Below are 17,291 nucleotides of genomic sequence, written 5' to 3' on the forward strand. Positions count from 1 at the left end.
CCGATTGCGGGAACCCGGCTCCGTGCGTATGCAAACGAAATTGGGAATCGAAAATGTCTTATTTCGTTTGCGCCCGCGACGGAGCGGGCCAGATCATCTTGAAGAGAGACACAAGGGAAGCGGCCGAGAAGAAAGCCGCCGAGCTCCGCGACATGGGCTATTTCGAAGTCGAGATCGTCGCCAAGGGTGACGAGGAGACGGCGTGAGGGAGTGGGCATGGGCGGCGAAGTTGGCCGCGCATGATCAAAGCAACCCTCGCAATCTTTCCATCATTTGAAGCCAGCGCCTCATGCTTCCCTCAGCACCTTGACGGCGCTGAGAATGATGAAAGCACCCAGGCCGTAGGTCAGTGCATTCACGACCCAGGAAATGGCGATGCCGACGAAGGTCGGTCCTCCGACCGCTCCCCAGAAAAAATACGCTGCGCTGATGCCGGGCCACTCCAGCCAAAGAAACGCGAAGTCGGTCAGCGGCTCCAGCACAAGGAGCACCGTCGAGATGAGCGCCCCGATGGCCAAGGCGATGACGAGATGCGTTCTCAGCCAGGGCATCAAAGACCCAGCAGACCGGCGATGACGGGAATGAGGAAGAAGGCGGCGATCCCGAGCAGCCCGCCAACGACAAAGCGCGCCGCGCGGCCGTGAATCTTCGTATCTAGCCACGCACAGATCGCCACCACAGCCTGTCGCAGCCAGCCACCCACGAGGGTTCTGACGAGATCGAACAGGAGTTCTGCAACGAATGCGGCCATGGCGTTTGGTCGGCGTGGCCTCTGGCGGGGTTCAAGTGCGCGGGATGACCATGTCCAATCGGCAACAGCGCGAGAGTGAGAAACTTTAAGGGCCGGTAGACCGACGAACTACCGTTACAAGCTCGCGATGATCGAGCATCCGCTCGTCCTACTCGATCGACTTCATCGGCAAGGGCGAACGGCGAGAGCGATTGAAAGCCTGCATCGCTGGACTGCACCTCCCGAATAACACAAGATGGTCAGTGTCAGTGCAGCAGATCGCCTGGCGGCCAGCGTGAATTAAGTGCACCGCAAAAAATCAGAAAGCGGCAGGGAAGAACGATGCAGGGAAAAAGAAATCTGGCGCTTAATGATGCGATGGCTGGCCTGGGTCTAGTCGCGGCCATCATGGTCGTTGCGATCTCGCCGGCAAGCGCCGACAATTCGGCCAACATACCGCCCGCGCTCAAATGCGCTGACCTGACCGGCTGGAAGATGCCGGGTTCGACGGCAACAATCACCAAGGCCGAAGTAGTGCCGGAGGCGCCGCCGGGGACCGTGCAGCCGTCACCGCCGGCGCCGGCCACAGTATCGGTGGCGCTGCCGCCGAACTGCCGCGCGGACGGCGTGATCGATCAGCGCGTCGGCGTCGAGGGCAAGTCCTACGCGATCGGCTTTGCCGTTGCCCTGCCCGATCGCTGGAACGGCCGGTTCTTGTTTCAGGGCGGCGGCGGTTTGAACGGCTCGATCCGGCCACCGCTGGGTTACCACGCGGCCGGCGAGGTGCCGGCGCTGGCGCGCGGCTTTGCCGTGGTCTCGACCGATAGCGGTCATCAGGGCGCGGTGTTCGATGCCTCGTTCCTGAAGGACCAGGAAGCCGCGCTCAACTTCGCCCATGCATCCGTCGGCAAGGTGACCATGGCCGCCAAGGCGATCGTCGCGCATTACTATGGCCAGCCCGCAAAGCGCTCCTATTTCACGGGGTGCTCGACCGGGGGCCGCGAAGGCATGCTGGCGTCGGCGCGCTATCCCGAGCAATTCGACGGCATCGTCGCCGGCGCGCCTGCGCTGCGCACCGGCAATTCCAATATCGGTCTCGCCTGGGCCAACGCCGCCTTCAGCCAGATCGCACCGAAAGATGCGTCCGGCAAGCCGGAGCCCGCCAAGACGTTTTCCGCGGCCGAGCGAAAGCTGATCACCAACGCGATCCTCGATGCCTGCGACGCCAAGGACGGCGTCAAGGATGGCCTGATCTTCGACGGCAAGGCCTGTCAATTCGATCCCGCGGTCCTCACCTGCAAGGGCGACAAGACGGATGACAAGACGGATTCTTGCCTGGCGCCGCCGCAGGTCGATGCCTTGAAGAAAGCTTTTGCCGGACCGAAGAATTCACGCGGCACGCAAGTCTATCCGCCGTTCCCATGGGACAGCGGCGTGGCAGCCGAAGGCGTTGCCATTCCCGGCATCCTGACCACAGGCGCGCGCAGTCCGGTCGGACCGCCTGTTTGGGAAAACATCAACGTCGATCAACTCGAAGACCGGGTCAACGCGAGCGGGATGGATCGCCTCACCAACACCGCCTACTGGACCAACCTTTCGAGCTACTTCGGCCATGGTGGCAAGCTGCTGTTTTACCACGGAGTGAGCGATCCCTGGTTTTCGGCGAACGACACCGTGAATTACTACGAGCGCATGGCGGCGGATTCCGGCGGCATGGAATTGGTGCGGGAGAAATCGAGCCGGGCCTTCCTGGTGCCCGGCATGGGTCACTGCTCGAGCGGCGCCGCGCTCGATCGTTTCGATCTCCTCAGCGCAGTCGTGGACTGGGTGGAAGACGGCAAGGCGCCCGATCTGGTGGTCGCGACGGGGCCAGCCTTTCCCAGCCGCAGCCGGCCGCTTTGCGCCTATCCGCAACATGCGCGGTACAAGGGGCAAGGCGATCCCGAGAGCGCGGCGAGTTTTGAGTGCAAGTAGAACTTGCGAACTTGCACTAAACTTGGCGCGTAGGATCGGTAGAGCGAAGCGAAACCCATCGAGGGCTTTGTCGTGTGACGAAACGCGTTTCGCAAATGCTCTACCTATCCTGCGAGCTAACCGAGGTTGCATTGGGCCTCCTGATCTGCATTCAACAACTTGGCCTTTGGGCTCACGACGCAGAACGGTGGCTTGAATGAAAACCGCACTTGTCTTCGGCGCCACCGGCTTCATCGGCTCGCATTTGCTGCGCGACCTGTTGGACAGTCCCGATTATTCGCGCGTTGTGGCGGTGGCCCGCAAGCCGCTGGCGGTGAGCGATCCGAAGCTCACGGTGCTGATCGGCGATCGCGCGTCCCTGCCCGCACTTAAATCCCAATTGGTTGCGGACGAGATCTTCATCGCGCTGGGGACGACACGCAACCACACCCCTGACGAGGCCGAGTACTACAAGATCGATCATGATTATCCGGTGGTAGCGGCCGAGCTCGCTAGGGCGAACGGCGCGCGGTCGGTGTTTCTGGTCACGGCCGTTGGCGCCAACGCCGCTTCCGGTGTGTTCTATCTCAGGACCAAGGGCGAGGTGGAGCGGGACATTCTCGCGCTCGATTTCGAGCACACGCATATTTTCCGCCCGTCGATGATCCTCGGCGCGCGCGACGAGGACCGCCCGCGTGAACGCCTCATCATCGCGATATGGGGCGTGCTCAATCCGCTGCTCGTTGGCCCGGCCGAGCGGTATCGCGGGCTCGCCGGCAACGACATCGCGCACGCCATCGCCAAAGCCGCGAGGCATCAAACCGAGAAGGTGCGTATCTATCATTGGAAAGAGATGGCGGCACTGCTTCGAACGTGATGCAGTGCGTAGGATGGGTTGAGCGAAGCGAGACCCGTCGACGGCCTTGTCGTGTGACGAAACTCCCCTACCCACCGCTCCCGAGCAACAACCGTCGAACGACAACCAGCCGAAGGCGGAAGTGGCGTAAGACTGCAGCCCGCTGGTATAACTGGGGATGCCTATATCGAAGCTCGAAGCCGCCCAGCGCCAGCTAGATTGCGCAATCCGGCTCTTCATCAACGGCGAAGAGCTGTTGGCCGTTCATGCCTTATCACGAGCAGCTTTTCGTGTGCTCTACGACATCTACCCGTCCTATAGGGACGATGGCTTCTCGACCGACCTCGGTAAGTTTATCGAGGTTGGCGGCTGGAAGCGGTTTAACGACGCTGCAAACTTCCTGAAGCATACCGATCGAGATCCCACGGCGCAGGGCGAGGTAAGCGAGCCCGACACGCAGATGGGCATCGGTTTCGGTATCGTGCTCCATCACCGACTGACCGGAACACATACTCCCGAGATGAAGGCCTTCGATGCCTGGATGAAAGCCCTGCATCCAGACGAGTTCAAGGTCCCGCCGGATCCGGACCCGGATATCGAGAAGCTGAGCCGCGACGCGATTGAGGTCGTTAAAGCCGCACCGAGAAACGTGCAGCTTCGGCTGGCTAAAGGGCTACTGACGGTTATGAAAGAGAACCCCGACTGGCCTAAGCTGAAGGCGTGAACCTACCGCCGCCTACTTGTGCATGATGACGGTCAGGATGTTGACGCCCACCTGGACCAAGAATTTCCAGTTGCGGGCAACAAAACGTCGGACTTTCGAAAGGGTCTTCACAGGCAAGCTCCATCGTGGCGAGAACCGATATCTCGCGGGATTGACAGGGCGCCTGGGTGGAGCGAGAACCTCAGTTGTTCAGGCGGAGAGTCCTTCGGGATCTCCACCCCAGGCGTCAGGCGATTCACCTCGCCTGGCGCCATTTTAATGTTTTCGGATTCGGTACGAAGCCGGGCCTATACGGATGCCGGTCACGTCCCGGTGAGACAGCGCAAACTCACGGCCAACCAATATCACTGGGTTCGCGTGCGCGCGTAGCTGCGTCTGAGTTATCCGGGATATTCGTCCTGTCCACGGCTAAGGGAATGCGGTGGTTATCCCCACTCATTCTCGACCACTTTCTTGACAGTTACCGAACGCCCCGCCTTCGGCGCCATGCATACCCCCGCCCCGGGGCTTAAGAGGGGTGCGGCCACAGTCAGGGGCTCGACTAACTACCGCCTCCAAACTCTGCAATAGCGCCATCAGAACAAAGCGTACCCGCACGTCACCGGCGCGTATGGCAGTGCCCCCGCTGCATTTTCCTGCTATTTCCTACCCCCGCCATCCCGGCCCAATGCAAAACCCCTCCGTCCGTTCCAGGGAGCAACAACCATGCGATACCTCCACACCATGCTGCGCGTGCGCAATCTCGATGTCGCGCTGAAATTCTATGTCGATGCTTTCGGCTTGAAGGAGGTGCGGCGGATCGAGAACGACAAGGGGCGCTTCACGCTGGTGTTCCTGTGCTCGGCGGATGATCTCGAAGCTCTGAAGAAGCAGCCGCCGACGCGCGGGGCGCCGCTGGTCGAGCTCACCTACAATTGGGACGAGGAGAAGTACGGCGAGGACCGCTTCTTCGGCCATCTCGCCTATGAGGTCGACGACATCTACGCCACCTGCGAGAAGCTGATGAAGGCCGGCGTCACCATCAACCGTCCGCCGCGCGACGGCAACATGGCCTTCGTCCGCTCGCCGGACCTGCACTCGATCGAGCTGCTGCAGAAGGGCGATCCGAAGCCGCCGCAGGAGCCGTGGGCATCGATGCCCAACACCGGCCATTGGTGACGGCGCCGGCCGGAACAAGGCCCCTCGCCCGGCGTTCTCCTTTCACGAAACCGATTTGGAGGAGGATGCGATGGCGAGAGGGCTGTTGCTTTGGATGCTTGGCGTGCCGATCCCGGTGATCATTCTGTTGTGGCTGTTCTTCGGCCGCTGAGCGTCAGTTTGAACTTTGCAAGGAAAGCTCCGCCGCGTGCGGAGCTTTTTGCATGACGGACGCGATGCAATCGCGCATCGCTCCGCGCGCCGAATTCCGCTATCACCCGCAGCTGTAGCCCGGATGGAGCGCAAGCGTAATCCGGGACTGTCAGCCCTGGATTGCGCTTCGCTCATCCAGGCTACGACACCGGACAATGCGGGGAGACGCTTCATGGCCGATACCAAGCCGACGATCTGGGGCCGCGCCAATTCGGTCAACGTGCAGAAGGTGCTGTGGTGCTGCACCGAGCTCGGCCTCGCTTACGAGCGCATCGATGCCGGCATGCAATACGGCAAGACGCGCGAGGCCGATTATCTGGCGATGAATCCCAACGCGCGGATCCCGACGCTGGTCGAGGGCGACTTCGTGCTGTGGGAGTCCAACTCGATCATGCGCTATCTCTGCCTCACGCATGGCCGCGGAACGCCGCTCTATCCCGAGGCGCCGAGACAGCGCGCCTCGGTCGACCGCTGGCTCGACTGGACGCTGTCGACGGTGCAGCCGGTCGACCGCCCGGTGTTCTGGGGCATCGTGCGCACCGCGCCCGCCGAGCGCGACATGATCCAGGTGCAGCGCGATGCCGATGCCGCCGCGGAGGTTTGGGCCATCGCCGACCGCCTGCTCGCCACGCGCCCCTTCATCGATGGCGATGCGTTCACGCTCGCCGACATCGCGGTCGGATCCTACGCGCGGCGCTGGCTCGGGGTCGAAGGCATCAGCCGGCCGGCACAGCCGCACCTCACCCGCTGGCTCGCCGAGCTCGGCAAGCGGCCCGGATTTGCGCAATTCGTCGCACCGCCGATGTCGTGAGCCCCTCGCGCGGGTTAAGGTGCGGCGATCGCGCGGGAATCGGCGTTCCGGCGCGCTTCCCGCGGCATCACCGCCGCGCTTGACGGCTACTGTGCATGGGGTTGTTTTCGCGGTTTTGTTTCAGGCTTTAGCGCCAGCCGCGCTCGACCAGCAGCACGACGACGATCAGCACCAGAGTCACGGCAGCCGTGGCGAGCCGCGCGGTCCAGCTGAGGCCGCGGCCGACCCACCACAGCAGCGCGCAATACATCAGCACGGGGACGATGATGTCGAGCCGCACCAGATCCGCGGGCATGGTCTTCAGCGCCGGATGCCGGCGTCGACGCTGGTCGAGCCGCCGAGCTTGACGCAGGTCCCGGTGCCCTCGGCCATCACGAAGCCCGGGCCGTAGGCGGCGCAGGCGCCTGCCCTCGCCTTGCCGGCCGTGCTGCCGTTCAGCGGCAGTGCCTTGCCCGCCTGCGGCGGCTCGGCAGGCGGCAGGCGCAGGCTCTCAGCCGCAGTCGCGGACGTGGCCACCAAGGAGAGCAGGATGAGAAGCAGCGTGCGCATCGCCGCCTTGTAGCCCGGACCGGACCCGCGCGCCATCGCCGGCCGCGGCTAGAGGAACTTGACGCCGGCCGACTTGCCGCGGCGCCAGACCACCTGGCAGCTCCGCCCGGTGCGCGCATCGCGTGCGAAGGCCATCCGGATCACGCCGGGAAGCTGGCTTGCGTCCTCGTCGAGGGTGATCCTGGCGCCCGAATCCGAGATGTCCTGGACCAGGCAGTGCCGCGCGGCGAAGCCGCCGTCCAGCGTGATCCAGGCGTGCTGCGACAGCAGCTTGCGGGCTGCGCGCTTCTTCGGCGGTGGCATCGGCAAAATCTCCCCGTCCAGCGCTACGCAGGGAACGCTAACAAACCGTTGAAATCGCCTCCGAATGATCCCGCGCCCCGGGGCTATCCACCGGGCCGGAAAGACCGTTCCCGAACGGCTTGCCCGGGAGCGCAAAGGCCACTATACGTTCGCCCGCTGCAAGCCGCCGGGCCCTGTTCGGCCGGCCAGCGGCCGTGCCGGGACAATCGGCAGGGCCCTGCGTTTGCTCCCTTCGTCTATCGGTTAGGACGCCACCCTTTCACGGTGGAGAGAGCGGTTCGATTCCGCTAGGGAGCGCCAGCAAAATCAATCACTCAAAGATCCACTCTGCCGCCGTGTCCAACGTGTGGCCAATAAACCCGTGCGAACACCCAGGGACGTGGGGCTCGATCGCCGCCCCGCTTCGCGAGCGTAACCGGCGGGCCATCGTGCTTACCGCCTGAGCCCCGGGGCGGTGCGTCATCAGCCGCGGTCGCGCCTCCTGTGCAGCCTGCGGTCACCGCGAGGCAAGCCGCCGGCATCGCTCATCTATTTTTTTTCGAAGCAGCCAGCGGCTACCCTGTTGCCGATTGAGTAGCAATCAGGAGGATTCGGCTTTGTGACCACGTGCTGGGGCGTTTCAACTCGTGGGCTCGACCACCCCCAAAGCACAGCAAGCAGGGCCAGACCCCCGAGTATCGCGAGCGCAACCATTTCAGGCGTGACGAGAGCGGGGCGCCGACAGAGCCCCTGGGGTGCAATCTGCTTCAATGAACACAACTCTGAACTGTAATAATCTAAACTGTAATAAAAATATCATATGTTAATTCCGGTTCCATTGCAAATGACAGTTGTTCCACGCGGAAATGCCCGAAACGAACGGCCCGCCAGCGTGAACCGGCGGGCCCTGCTCAATGGTGCTTCATTGGTCGCGCTCCGCCAGGATGCGGTTGATCTCGGCCGTCACGATCAGCTGGTGCTCAGGCGTGAGCTGGGCATACCTCGCGAAAGGGCTCGCTCAGCCCTCTGGTGCCCTCGGCGTTCGTCGATCATCCTCTTGAGGCCCCTTAGATCACCGTCGAGTATCCAGTCGACGTTGATCCCGTGCTTCCGGCAGTAGTCGCACAGCTCGGCGCTGGGCGCGGGACCGACCTTCGGAGCTCGCTCCAATCCCCATTCGATCGCGAGCCACAACAGGCGCCGGTTGTTGTTCTGCGCTGACGACGCGCCGTCGGCGTCGAGCCGCCCCAACGGTGTCCGGAGGCGTAGCCGCCGACGCTTGGCGGCGTTGCGGCGCCGCGTGATGCCAGCGCGGGTGATGGGCTTCTCCTTTGCCTTGGCCATGCCTCAGCCCTCCATCGACCGGGCCGCAATGATCGCAGCGCTCAACCTCTTGGCCGCTGCCGTGAGTAGATCAACCCGGGCGGCCCAGTTCTCTTGATCGCGTGTCAACTGCCCGCGGATCTTCCTGAGCTTCGTTTGTGCCTTGTCGATGCCTATTTTTACGGAGGTGGACGGCCATGGACCTATTCTCATCTCTTTCACGGTGGAGAGGGCGGTTCGATTCCGCTAGGGAGCGCCAGAGGCGCAAAGCCGCCGCGGCAGCGTGAACCTCCTCGCCCCTCGTCTCCGACCAATGTCAGGTCGTAACCGGTCGAGGCCCATGCCGCAGCTCAAAGCCGACATTGCAGACGCATCGCAGATGCCGGCGCTTCCCACATGGCTGCGCCACCCGCGCCAGCATGCGCCGCACCGGCGCGCCAAGATGCTGGCGCACATGGCCCACCTCCAATCACTGCCGGAGCGCCAGGCGGCGTTGACGCCGCCCTCGCCGGAGCGGTCAGGCCAGGCCGTCGCTGACATTCTCGGCGATGCCTTCGGCTACATCGTGCTGTTCGGTGTCATCGCCCTGCTCTTCCATTCGCGCGTTCCGCTCTACCTCGGTGCCTTTCTCTTCCTGACCGATGGCGAGCGCATCGAAAGCGCGCTGGCAAGCATCGGTATCCGCCTCGAGCCCGAAATGATCGGCCAAGACCTCGTCAAGCGCTTTGTATTCTGGTTCGGATGGTTCGCGTTGCTCGGCCCCCTGAAAGCCTCGGTTCCCGCCTGGCTCGCGTCTTGGCTGCCTCCGACCCAGTCATGGTCTTCCCTGGCCGGCATTGCCATTCTGCTCGCCCTCGTCGAAGCATTGACCGGGCTCGCGCTGCGGCGCGCATTGCCGCGCCTGCGATGGGAGATCCGTCCGAACGTACTGATATGGACGATGATCCAGTTCGCCTTTGCCGCATTGGCTATCCTGGTGCTGTTCGGACCTCGCTAGCCGTCGCTTATGCCGCGCTTCCCGCTGCTCTGCCGACCCGCGCCATTTACCGAAAATTCACCCCAGCTATTAGGCAGCAGTATCATTTGCTTAGAATTTGCTCGCTACCGTGGAACTACGGCAATCACCCGAACCCCCGGTCAGCGCTCATGTCCGTCGCAGACTTCCTGAGGCAGCGAGCAGTGGATGTTACGGTCAGCGGCAGCTACTCGCTGCCCCGCTGGTACGATTGCGAGGGCAAGCTCCGCAGCTTCGCCTGCCGCACCAAGCGCGTCTCGCCGTTCCGGATGATCGTGGACGTGCCCGTGGTCGGCAAGGTCGGCGAGCGCTTGACCTCCTACTTCGAGGATTTCGGCGAATTCCAGGGCACCATCAGCGCGACGCTGAAGGCGGGCTTCCTGATGGAGCTCGAGATGACGCGGGCGCGGCGCGCCTGGATGTCGGAAAAGCTGACCTGGCTCGAGAAGAAGCAGAAGGATGTCAATGTTCGGGACCTGCGGCGTGACGCGCGTTTCGTTCCGCAAGTCTCGCACACCGTGCTGACCCTCGCGGACGGCAGCTGCCATCCGTGCTTCATCATCGACGTCTCGACGGCCGGCGTCGCGGTGTCCTCCGAGTATGATCCGGTGGTCGGAACCCCGCTTGCGGTCGGCGCCTGTGTCGGGCGGGTGATCCGCAAGTTCGAGCACGGCTTTGCGGTCAAATTCGCCGAAAAGCTGGACCGGGACGACCTTGTCCGCCTGATCGTCCGCGCGCCCTTGCTGAAGTCGGCCTGAATTCGCCGCCCTATAGCGGCCCCAATGCCGGATCAGCTTTTGCAGGTCTGTGCCTCGGGCCGGACGTCATTTTGCAGACTTGCGATCGGGGGACCGAATGGCAGTCGACAAGATCACCTGGGACAGGGTCGGCCGGGTCACCGAGCCCGGACGCTACATGTACACGTTCGGTTGGCTCACCATCACCGCCGGCGACCTGGAGATCTGGAAACGATACCCGCAGGCCGCGTTCACGCTGCTGGCGCAGAGTTCCGGGTCGCCCGAGTCCGCCGGCGAGGAATTCCATCTCGGCGCCTTCGACGTCGCACCCGACGCGCCGCCCGCGATCACGACGCACTGACTAGACTAAGGCCAGCAGCCGGCACGCTGCGCAGATGCGCCAAGAATCGAGGAATCCCGCGCATTTCCTTGAGCTCGCTTGCAAATCTCGATCCGCAGCGCACCGGGCAATCGTTACGGTGACTGGCGAGCCTCTGCCATCATGCGATTGATTGCGCTCGTATTCTACTCCCCACAATGAGCCCGGATGAACGGCAGCTGTCGCGCACCTTCAGGGAGCCGACAGCCGGCGCATGACACATGGTCGCATCGGAGAACGTAGATAAGCGGATCAAGGGAACTTATTTTCGGCGCCAATGTACCTGATCGAAGCGCTCCCCACCGTCGTTGGAACTGCCGCTATCGCCCCGGCGCTGCTGTTGCTCTGGCTCGTCATCGCTGCCGAGGAACGCCCGGGGCCGCCGGCCCAGGTCTGGACCGCATTCCTGTTAGGGGCGGCGAGCATTTCGCTCCTGGGCCTCGCCCGCGCCCCCTTCGCCAAGATGATCGCCGCCCCCGACGATCCCTGGGCGGCGCTGGCGATGCATTCGATCTTCGGCGTCGCGCTGCCCGAGGAAGCCGTCAAGGTGCTCGCCATCGTGCTGGTCTCCTCGACCAAGCGACGCACCTTTGCCAATCCGATGGACACCGTGGTCTACGGCGCCGCGGTCGGCCTCGGCTTCGCCGCCTACGAGAATCTCGCCTACCTGGTCCAGCACGCCGACATGTGGCGCTCGCTTGCCGCGCTGCGCAGCGTCCTGACCGTGCCGTTCCACGGCGCGCTCGGCATCATCGCCGGCGCCTACCTGACCATCGCGCGCGCGGGCACGGCGCTTGGCGCAAACCGCCACCATCGCGATTGGGCCCGTCTCTCCAGCCGGCTGCTGATCTTCGGTGGCCCGCTCGCGCTTCATACGGCCTTCGACTTCCCGCTGCTGACGCTCCAGCGCATGCCCGATCTCGATCCGACACTCCGCATGTGGTTGGGCGCTGCAAGCCTGTTGATCGGCTTCGGCTCGATCGCCTTCGCCATCCGCCTGGTCCGGCGCGTCGCGCGCCACCACGCGCCGCGAACCGATGTCGCGCGCGAGCGGCTCAGCCAGCTGCGCCGGATGTGGGCGCTGCTGCTCGCCGGCGGCGGCATCGGGTTCGTCGGGCTCGCCTTCGTCCTGACCTCGATCCATCACTGGCTGATCAACCCCGAGCGCAACCTGACGCTGGCGCTGATTCCGATCGGTTTCGTCTCGATCCTGCTCGGCCTTGCGCTTCTGATTGTCACATCGGCGATCTACATTCTCGGCCGCAACCGCATTCGCACCAACGCGGAAGGCTTTTCGTCGGCGCCCGGCGGCACTTGATCCAACGCATGGCGAACGCGCGACAGGCCCACTAGATTGGGACGCAATCTCTCGTTCCGGAGCCAGACGATGACATCGCCCGAGGAATTTGCCCGCCTCCAATCCGAGATGAACCAGACGGTCAAGGCGCACTGGAAGGCTTTTCTGTTCGAAGGGATCCTGCTTGTCGTCCTCGGCATTGCCGCGCTCGTCCTGCCGCCGCTCGCCAGCCTTGCGACTGCGATCTTCCTCGGCTGGATGTTCCTGATCGGCGGCATCGGCGGACTGATCGCGACCTATTGGGCGCGCAGCACGCCGGGCTTCTGGTGGTCGCTGATCTCGGCTGCGCTCGCTGTGCTCACCGGCCTGCTGCTGCTGGCCCGGCCGATGCAGGCCGTGCTGACGCTGACCATCGTGCTCGGCGCCTATTTCCTCGCCGAGGGCGTCGCCACCATCATGTACGCGCTAGAGCACCGCCGTGAGCTCAGCGGCCGCTGGTCGTGGCTGCTGATCTCGGGCCTCGTCGACATCGCGATCTCGTTCATGGTGATCACGGGACTGCCGAGCTCGGCGGAGTGGGCCATTGGCGTCCTCGTCGGCATCAACCTGCTGTTCGGCGGCGCCACCCTGATCGGCATGGCGCTGGCGGCACGCAATGGCAACACCTGAGGCGCCTCGTCGCTCCACATTCTGATTGGGGGGTGACAAGGCGCCAGCGGCACGCTATATGGCCTTTCCATGATCACCGTCGCCACCAGCTATTTTTGGTACTTTAGCTACGACAGCTCGCTGGCGGCGGGAGGATCGCGCTCAATCTGAAACATTGCAGCAAACGTCCGAACAGCCGCCAGACCCTGGCGGCTTTTTTGTTGGCCGGCAGGTTCTAAAACAGACAGGAGCCCGCCGTGCTGAGCACGACCGACGATCTTCGTATCCGCGAACTGAAAGAGCTGAGCACGCCGGAAGAGGTGATGCGGGAAGTCCCGCGCACGCTCACCGCGACGCGTGTGGTGATGGCCGCGCGCAACGCCATCCATGCCATCCTGAGCAATCAGGACGACCGCCTTCTGGTCGTCGTCGGCCCCTGCTCGGTGCATGATCCCAAGGCGGCGCTCGACTATGCCGAGCGGCTAGCAAAGCTTCGCGAGGATCTCGCCGATCAGCTCGAGCTCGTGATGCGGGTCTATTTCGAGAAGCCCCGTACCACGGTCGGGTGGAAGGGCCTCATCAACGATCCCGACCTCGACGGCAGCTTCGACATCAACAAGGGGCTGCGGCTCGCGCGCAACGTGCTCGCGGCGGTGAACAATCTCGGCCTGCCCGCCGGCACCGAGTTCCTCGACATGACGACGCCGCAATACATCGCCGACCTCGTCTCCTGGGCCGCGATCGGCGCGCGCACGACCGAGAGCCAGATCCATCGCGAGCTGGCGTCGGGGCTGTCCTGCCCGGTCGGCTTCAAGAACGGCACCGACGGCAATGTGCGGATCGCGGCCGATGCGGTGAAATCAGCCTCGCATCCCCATCATTTCATGGCCGTCACAAAGCTCGGCCGCTCGGCGATCGCCTCGACCGCCGGTAACGAGGACTGCCACATCATCCTGCGCGGCGGAGCTGAGCCGAACTACGACGCGGCAAGCGTTGCGTCGGCCTGCAACGAATTGACCAAATCCGGCGTTGCCCCGCTGGTGATGGTCGATGCCAGCCATGCCAATTCGAGCAAGAAGCCGGAGAACCAGCCGCTGGTGATGGCCGATATCGCCCGTCAGATCTCGGGCGGCGAGAGCCGCATCATGGGCGTGATGATCGAGAGCAACCTCGTCGCCGGCCGGCAGGATGTCGTACCGGGCAAGCCGCTCACTTATGGGCAGAGCATCACGGACGGTTGCATTGACTGGGCAACGACGTCGAAGACGCTCGAGCAGCTCGCCGACGCGGTCGAAATCCGCCGCAACATCCGGCGCGCCGGACTGCACGAGCGATCAGCCTGACGGATGGCCGAGCTTGGGATGGCTCATTCCTCACCTCTCCCCGACGGGGAGAGGTGAAAGCCTCAGCAGCCGCGGCAGATGCTCTTGATCTTCTTGTCGAGCGCCTGGTTTTCCTTGCTGAGCGGATCGTTGGGATCGCTCAGATTCTTCTCGCTAGGCACATCGCTGGCACGCGGCTGGCGATGACCGACCGGCGCCGGCAACACCGACCCGGACGATGCGCCGCTTGAGGTCGATCCCTTGGAGCCGCCGGTCTGCGCAACAGCCGCGCCGCCAAGCAAGACCACGAGCGATACTGCCAGCATGATCTTCGTCATGTCCATTTCTCCATTCTCGAATCAGCGTCCAAGCCCAGCACTCAAGTCAGCGTCGATGCCATCGCCACTCATGCCTCGGGCGGATAAAGATGAACGTCGCCGCAATAGTCGACGATACGATAGCGCGTTTCTGATTCCGCTTCACTTGTCTCGTTTGCGGTATTTGGCACCGCCAACACGTAATTGGGACCCACCGGCGACTTGCCGGCACCGCCGGGAATGTCGATGACATAGTCCGGCTGACACAGGCCGGACACCCGCCCGCGCAACTGCCGCATCAAGGCCTGCCCCTCTGCCAACGTCGTGCGCAGATGCGCCGTTCCCGGGGCGAGATCGCCGTGGTGCAGATAATAGGGCTTGATCCGGCATTCGACGAAAGCTCGCATTAAATCCGAGAGAGCGGCGATGTCGTCATTGACGCCGCGCAAAAGCACGGACTGGCTCACCAGGGGAATTCCAGCATCGACGAGCCGCGCGCAGGCATCGCGCGCGGCCCCCGTCAGTTCGCGCGCGTGATTGGCGTGTACCGCGACCCAGGTGGCCGCGCCCGCAACCTTCAGGGCTGCAACCATCTCCGCGCTGACGCGCGCTGGTTCGGCCATCGGGACACGGGTGTGGAGACGGATGATCTTGACGTGATCGATGGCCGCAAGGTCAGCCATGATCTCGCTCATCCGCCGGGGCGACAGCATCAGGGGATCGCCGCCGGTCAGGATCACTTCCCAGATCTCGTCATGCGACCGGATGTAGTCGATCGCGGTGCGATAGGCGCTCTCCGACAGCGCATTCTCCTTGCCGGGCCCGACCATCTCGCGGCGGAAGCAGAAGCGGCAATAGACCGCGCAGACGTGCACGAGCTTGAACAACACCCGGTCGGGATAGCGGTGCACGATTCCCGCCACCGGCGAATGCGGGTGATCGCCGATCGGATCGGCATTCTCGCCCGGCTGCGCCTCGAGCTCGGCCGAAACAGGAACGAACTGCCGCGCGATGGGATCGTCGGGATCCGTCGCGTCGATCAGCCCGACCAGATCCGGCGTGATCGCCACGGCATAGCGCGCGGCGACGCGTTCGAGCGCCGGCAGCGCCGATGCGGGGACCAGGCCCTCGGCTACCAGCTCGGCAGGTTCGCGCAGAGTGCGTGCAAGGTTCGTCTTTGTCATCTCTCATCCGCAGGCGGTGTCCACACCACCTGATCAATTCGTGTGGCGCCGCTCGCCAGCATCACCAGCCGGTCGAAGCCGAGCGCGACACCGCTCGCCTCCGGCATTGCGGCGACCGCCGCCAGAAAATCCTCGTCGAGCGGATAGGCTTCGCCGTAGCGGCGCTGCTTCTCCGTCATGGATTCCGTGAAGCGTTTGCGCTGCTCCCCGGCATCGGTCAGCTCTCCAAAGCCGTTGGCGAGCTCGACGCCGCAGGCATAGACCTCGAAACGTTCGGCGACCCTCGGATCGTCCGTCTTCACCCGCGCCAGCGCCGCCTCTGGAGATGGGTATTCGAACAGGATGGTCAAACGCCCCTGCCCCAGCTGCGGCTCGACGTGTTCGACCAGCACCTTGCTGAAGATGTCGGACCAGGTGTCATCCTCGGCGACACGGACCTTCCCGGCTGCCGCCTCGGCGAGCGCCGCACGGTTACCCTCGCCGCCCGAGATTGTCGACAACAGGTCGACGCCGGCGAACTGCGCGAAGGCGCCCGCGACCGTCAGGAGCTCCGGCTCGGCGAAGGGATCGGCGGTTCGGCCGCGGAAGGAGAAGGTCCCGATCGCGGTCGCCTGCGCCGCCCGGGCGATCACGACGACGCAATCGGCCATGATGGCATCATAGGGCGCTCCCGCCCGGTACCATTCCAGCATGGTGAACTCGGGCAGATGCAGGTCGCCGCGCTCGCGGTCCCGGAACACCCGTGCGAACTCGAAAATCCGCGTCTCGCCCGCCGCCAGCAGTTTCTTGCAGGCGAACTCGGGCGAGGTGCGCAGGTATCGGCTGGCCCGGCTGCCGTCGGGCCGCATGATCTCGGTCCGGGGGGCGTGCAGATGGGTCTCATTGCCCGGAGAGACCTGGAGAACGGAGGTTTCGACCTCCACAAACCCCTGTTCGGCGAAAAAACCCCGCAAAGCTCCGGTCACGGCGGCCCTGGCCTGGAGGAACGGCCGTCGGTCGAGGTGGCGCGCGGGCGACCAGGACGGCGACATCGGCTTGTCCCCAGCCATCAACCGACCGCCCCGGCCGGCAGCAAAATGCTGGCATCCAACGGCAAAATCAGTATGTTGCGGCCCGAAACGGGTGCCGAGGTCCGGTTTGAGGCCCCAAGTCCCCCAGCAATTCGACCACGTCCTGGCTGGTGCCGGGCCAAGCAAGCAGGAAATACAGCTTTGAGAGTCATCGCCAGTTCTATTCGCAAGGGCAACGTGATCGAGCAAGACGGCAAGCTCTATGTCGTCGTGAGCGCCGAGAACATCCATCCCGGCAAGGGAACCCCGGTCAGCCAGATCGAAATGCGCCGAATCTCGGACGGGGTAAAGATCTCGGAACGCTACAAGACCACCGACCAGGTCGAAAAGGCCACCATCGAAGAGCGCAACTACACCTTCCTTTACGAAGATGGCGATGGCTACCACTTCATGAACCCCGAGACCTACGACCAGGTTCAGGTTTCCAAGGACGTCGTCGGCGACGCGGCCGCGTATCTCCAGCCGGACATGACCGTCAAACTGTCGATGCATGACACCAATCCGGTGTCGATCGCACTGCCGCAGCGCGTGACGCTGGAAGTGGTGGAGACCGAGCCGGTGACCAAGGGCCAGACCGCCTCCTCCTCCTACAAGCCGGCGGTGCTGTCCAACGGCGTGCGCACCACCGTGCCGCCGCACATCTCGGTCGGCACGCGCATTGTGGTGATGACCGAAGACGGCTCCTACTCCGAGCGTGCTAAGGACTAAACGAGCCATCGAGGATCGGAACAGGTACCGCCGGGG

General features: G+C 63.9%; 22 protein-coding genes and 1 tRNA gene. 14 read left to right on the forward strand and 9 right to left on the reverse strand.

Translation table 11 applies throughout. The features are described 5' to 3' along the window. The first annotated feature begins 53 nt into the window (after window positions 1-53). On the forward strand, window positions 54-206 hold the full coding sequence (locus XF30_RS38205) for a hypothetical protein (RefSeq protein WP_156447126.1): 153 nt from the start codon (window positions 54-56) through the stop codon (window positions 204-206). Window positions 207-287: 81 nt separating this feature from the next. Here the strand turns inward: XF30_RS38205 and XF30_RS22255 are convergent, their stop codons facing one another. Beyond that, entirely contained in the window at window positions 288-551 is a 264-nt protein-coding gene (locus XF30_RS22255) for a hypothetical protein (protein ID WP_109143864.1), read from the reverse strand. Continuing rightward, complete coding sequence (locus tag XF30_RS22260; RefSeq protein ID WP_035999700.1) at window positions 551-751, reverse strand: hypothetical protein; 201 nt, start codon at window positions 749-751, stop codon at window positions 551-553. The genes XF30_RS22255 and XF30_RS22260 overlap by 1 nt, the downstream gene beginning before the upstream one ends. A 321-nt stretch (window positions 752-1,072) precedes the next feature. Here XF30_RS22260 and XF30_RS22265 point away from each other — a divergent pair, with 321 nt between their 5' ends. The 5 genes from XF30_RS22265 to XF30_RS22285 all read left to right on the forward strand — a co-directional run bounded on the left by XF30_RS22265 (window position 1,073) and on the right by XF30_RS22285 (window position 6,424). After that, a complete protein-coding gene (locus XF30_RS22265; RefSeq protein ID WP_109143865.1) occupies window positions 1,073-2,704 on the forward strand; it encodes a tannase/feruloyl esterase family alpha/beta hydrolase in 1,632 nt (543 codons plus the stop codon). Window positions 2,705-2,900: 196 nt separating this feature from the next. Next, the gene (locus tag XF30_RS22270; RefSeq protein WP_109143866.1) at window positions 2,901-3,560 is read left to right on the forward strand and encodes an oxidoreductase; all 660 of its coding nucleotides are present in this window, start codon (window positions 2,901-2,903) and stop codon (window positions 3,558-3,560) included. Window positions 3,561-3,717: 157 nt separating this feature from the next. Next, a complete protein-coding gene (locus XF30_RS22275; RefSeq protein ID WP_109143867.1) occupies window positions 3,718-4,263 on the forward strand; it encodes a hypothetical protein in 546 nt (181 codons plus the stop codon). A gap of 705 nt (window positions 4,264-4,968) precedes the next feature. Then, on the forward strand, window positions 4,969-5,421 hold the full coding sequence (locus tag XF30_RS22280) for a VOC family protein (protein WP_035703627.1): 453 nt from the start codon (window positions 4,969-4,971) through the stop codon (window positions 5,419-5,421). A 364-nt stretch (window positions 5,422-5,785) separates the two neighbouring features. Continuing rightward, window positions 5,786-6,424 (forward strand): glutathione S-transferase family protein, encoded by a 639-nt coding sequence (locus XF30_RS22285; RefSeq protein ID WP_109143868.1) that lies wholly within the window; start codon window positions 5,786-5,788, stop codon window positions 6,422-6,424. 127 nt (window positions 6,425-6,551) lie between these two features. Here the strand turns inward: XF30_RS22285 and XF30_RS22290 are convergent, their stop codons facing one another. From XF30_RS22290 to XF30_RS22300, 3 genes are read right to left on the reverse strand one after another with little or no spacing between them, the layout of a single operon-like run. Further along, on the reverse strand, window positions 6,552-6,719 hold the full coding sequence (locus tag XF30_RS22290) for a hypothetical protein (protein WP_036022969.1): 168 nt from the start codon (window positions 6,717-6,719) through the stop codon (window positions 6,552-6,554). Window positions 6,720-6,724: 5 nt separating this feature from the next. Further along, window positions 6,725-6,973 carry a hypothetical protein gene (locus XF30_RS22295; protein ID WP_109145816.1) on the reverse strand — a complete coding sequence of 83 codons (249 nt, stop codon included), beginning with the start codon at window positions 6,971-6,973 and terminating at the stop codon, window positions 6,725-6,727. A 48-nt stretch (window positions 6,974-7,021) separates the two neighbouring features. Beyond that, entirely contained in the window at window positions 7,022-7,276 is a 255-nt protein-coding gene (locus tag XF30_RS22300) for a PilZ domain-containing protein (protein WP_057029117.1), read from the reverse strand. Window positions 7,277-7,501: 225 nt separating this feature from the next. On the opposite strand from XF30_RS22300, the gene XF30_RS22305 reads away from it, so the two are divergent. After that, window positions 7,502-7,576 (forward strand) — tRNA-Glu (locus tag XF30_RS22305). A gap of 648 nt (window positions 7,577-8,224) precedes the next feature. Here XF30_RS22305 and XF30_RS22310 read toward each other — a convergent pair. Continuing rightward, a complete protein-coding gene (locus tag XF30_RS22310) occupies window positions 8,225-8,599 on the reverse strand; it encodes a hypothetical protein (protein WP_109143869.1) in 375 nt (124 codons plus the stop codon). Window positions 8,600-8,918: 319 nt separating this feature from the next. On the opposite strand from XF30_RS22310, the gene XF30_RS22320 reads away from it, so the two are divergent. The 6 genes from XF30_RS22320 to XF30_RS22345 all read left to right on the forward strand — a co-directional run bounded on the left by XF30_RS22320 (window position 8,919) and on the right by XF30_RS22345 (window position 13,997). Further along, the gene (locus XF30_RS22320) at window positions 8,919-9,575 is read left to right on the forward strand and encodes a hypothetical protein (protein WP_109143871.1); all 657 of its coding nucleotides are present in this window, start codon (window positions 8,919-8,921) and stop codon (window positions 9,573-9,575) included. 149 nt (window positions 9,576-9,724) lie between these two features. Beyond that, window positions 9,725-10,351: a pilus assembly protein PilZ gene (locus XF30_RS22325; RefSeq protein WP_036022965.1), complete on the forward strand. Its 627-nt coding sequence runs from the start codon at window positions 9,725-9,727 to the stop codon at window positions 10,349-10,351. Between the two features lie 97 nt (window positions 10,352-10,448). After that, entirely contained in the window at window positions 10,449-10,691 is a 243-nt protein-coding gene (locus tag XF30_RS38610; RefSeq protein ID WP_035999767.1) for a hypothetical protein, read from the forward strand. Between the two features lie 295 nt (window positions 10,692-10,986). Continuing rightward, window positions 10,987-12,027: a PrsW family glutamic-type intramembrane protease gene (locus tag XF30_RS22335; RefSeq protein ID WP_035999770.1), complete on the forward strand. Its 1,041-nt coding sequence runs from the start codon at window positions 10,987-10,989 to the stop codon at window positions 12,025-12,027. Window positions 12,028-12,096: 69 nt separating this feature from the next. Further along, window positions 12,097-12,675 carry an HdeD family acid-resistance protein gene (locus tag XF30_RS22340; protein ID WP_109143872.1) on the forward strand — a complete coding sequence of 193 codons (579 nt, stop codon included), beginning with the start codon at window positions 12,097-12,099 and terminating at the stop codon, window positions 12,673-12,675. Window positions 12,676-12,911: 236 nt separating this feature from the next. Then, entirely contained in the window at window positions 12,912-13,997 is a 1,086-nt protein-coding gene (locus XF30_RS22345) for a 3-deoxy-7-phosphoheptulonate synthase (protein ID WP_057029112.1), read from the forward strand. A gap of 62 nt (window positions 13,998-14,059) precedes the next feature. Here the strand turns inward: XF30_RS22345 and XF30_RS22350 are convergent, their stop codons facing one another. From XF30_RS22350 to epmA, 3 genes are all read right to left on the reverse strand, one after another. Next, window positions 14,060-14,314 carry a hypothetical protein gene (locus XF30_RS22350; RefSeq protein WP_035999808.1) on the reverse strand — a complete coding sequence of 85 codons (255 nt, stop codon included), beginning with the start codon at window positions 14,312-14,314 and terminating at the stop codon, window positions 14,060-14,062. 68 nt (window positions 14,315-14,382) lie between these two features. Further along, entirely contained in the window at window positions 14,383-15,477 is a 1,095-nt protein-coding gene (locus XF30_RS22355) for a lysine-2,3-aminomutase-like protein (protein WP_109143873.1), read from the reverse strand. After that, window positions 15,474-16,526 (reverse strand): EF-P lysine aminoacylase EpmA, encoded by a 1,053-nt coding sequence (epmA, locus tag XF30_RS22360; RefSeq protein ID WP_109143874.1) that lies wholly within the window; start codon window positions 16,524-16,526, stop codon window positions 15,474-15,476. The genes XF30_RS22355 and epmA overlap by 4 nt, the downstream gene beginning before the upstream one ends. A 162-nt stretch (window positions 16,527-16,688) precedes the next feature. Between epmA and efp the strand changes: the two genes are divergently transcribed. Next, window positions 16,689-17,255: an elongation factor P gene (gene efp, locus XF30_RS22365; protein ID WP_028136595.1), complete on the forward strand. Its 567-nt coding sequence runs from the start codon at window positions 16,689-16,691 to the stop codon at window positions 17,253-17,255. Window positions 17,256-17,291: the final 36 nt, after the last annotated feature.

Source organism: Bradyrhizobium sp. SUTN9-2 (genome assembly GCF_003122645.1).
GTDB lineage: Bacteria > Pseudomonadota > Alphaproteobacteria > Rhizobiales > Xanthobacteraceae > Bradyrhizobium > Bradyrhizobium yuanmingense.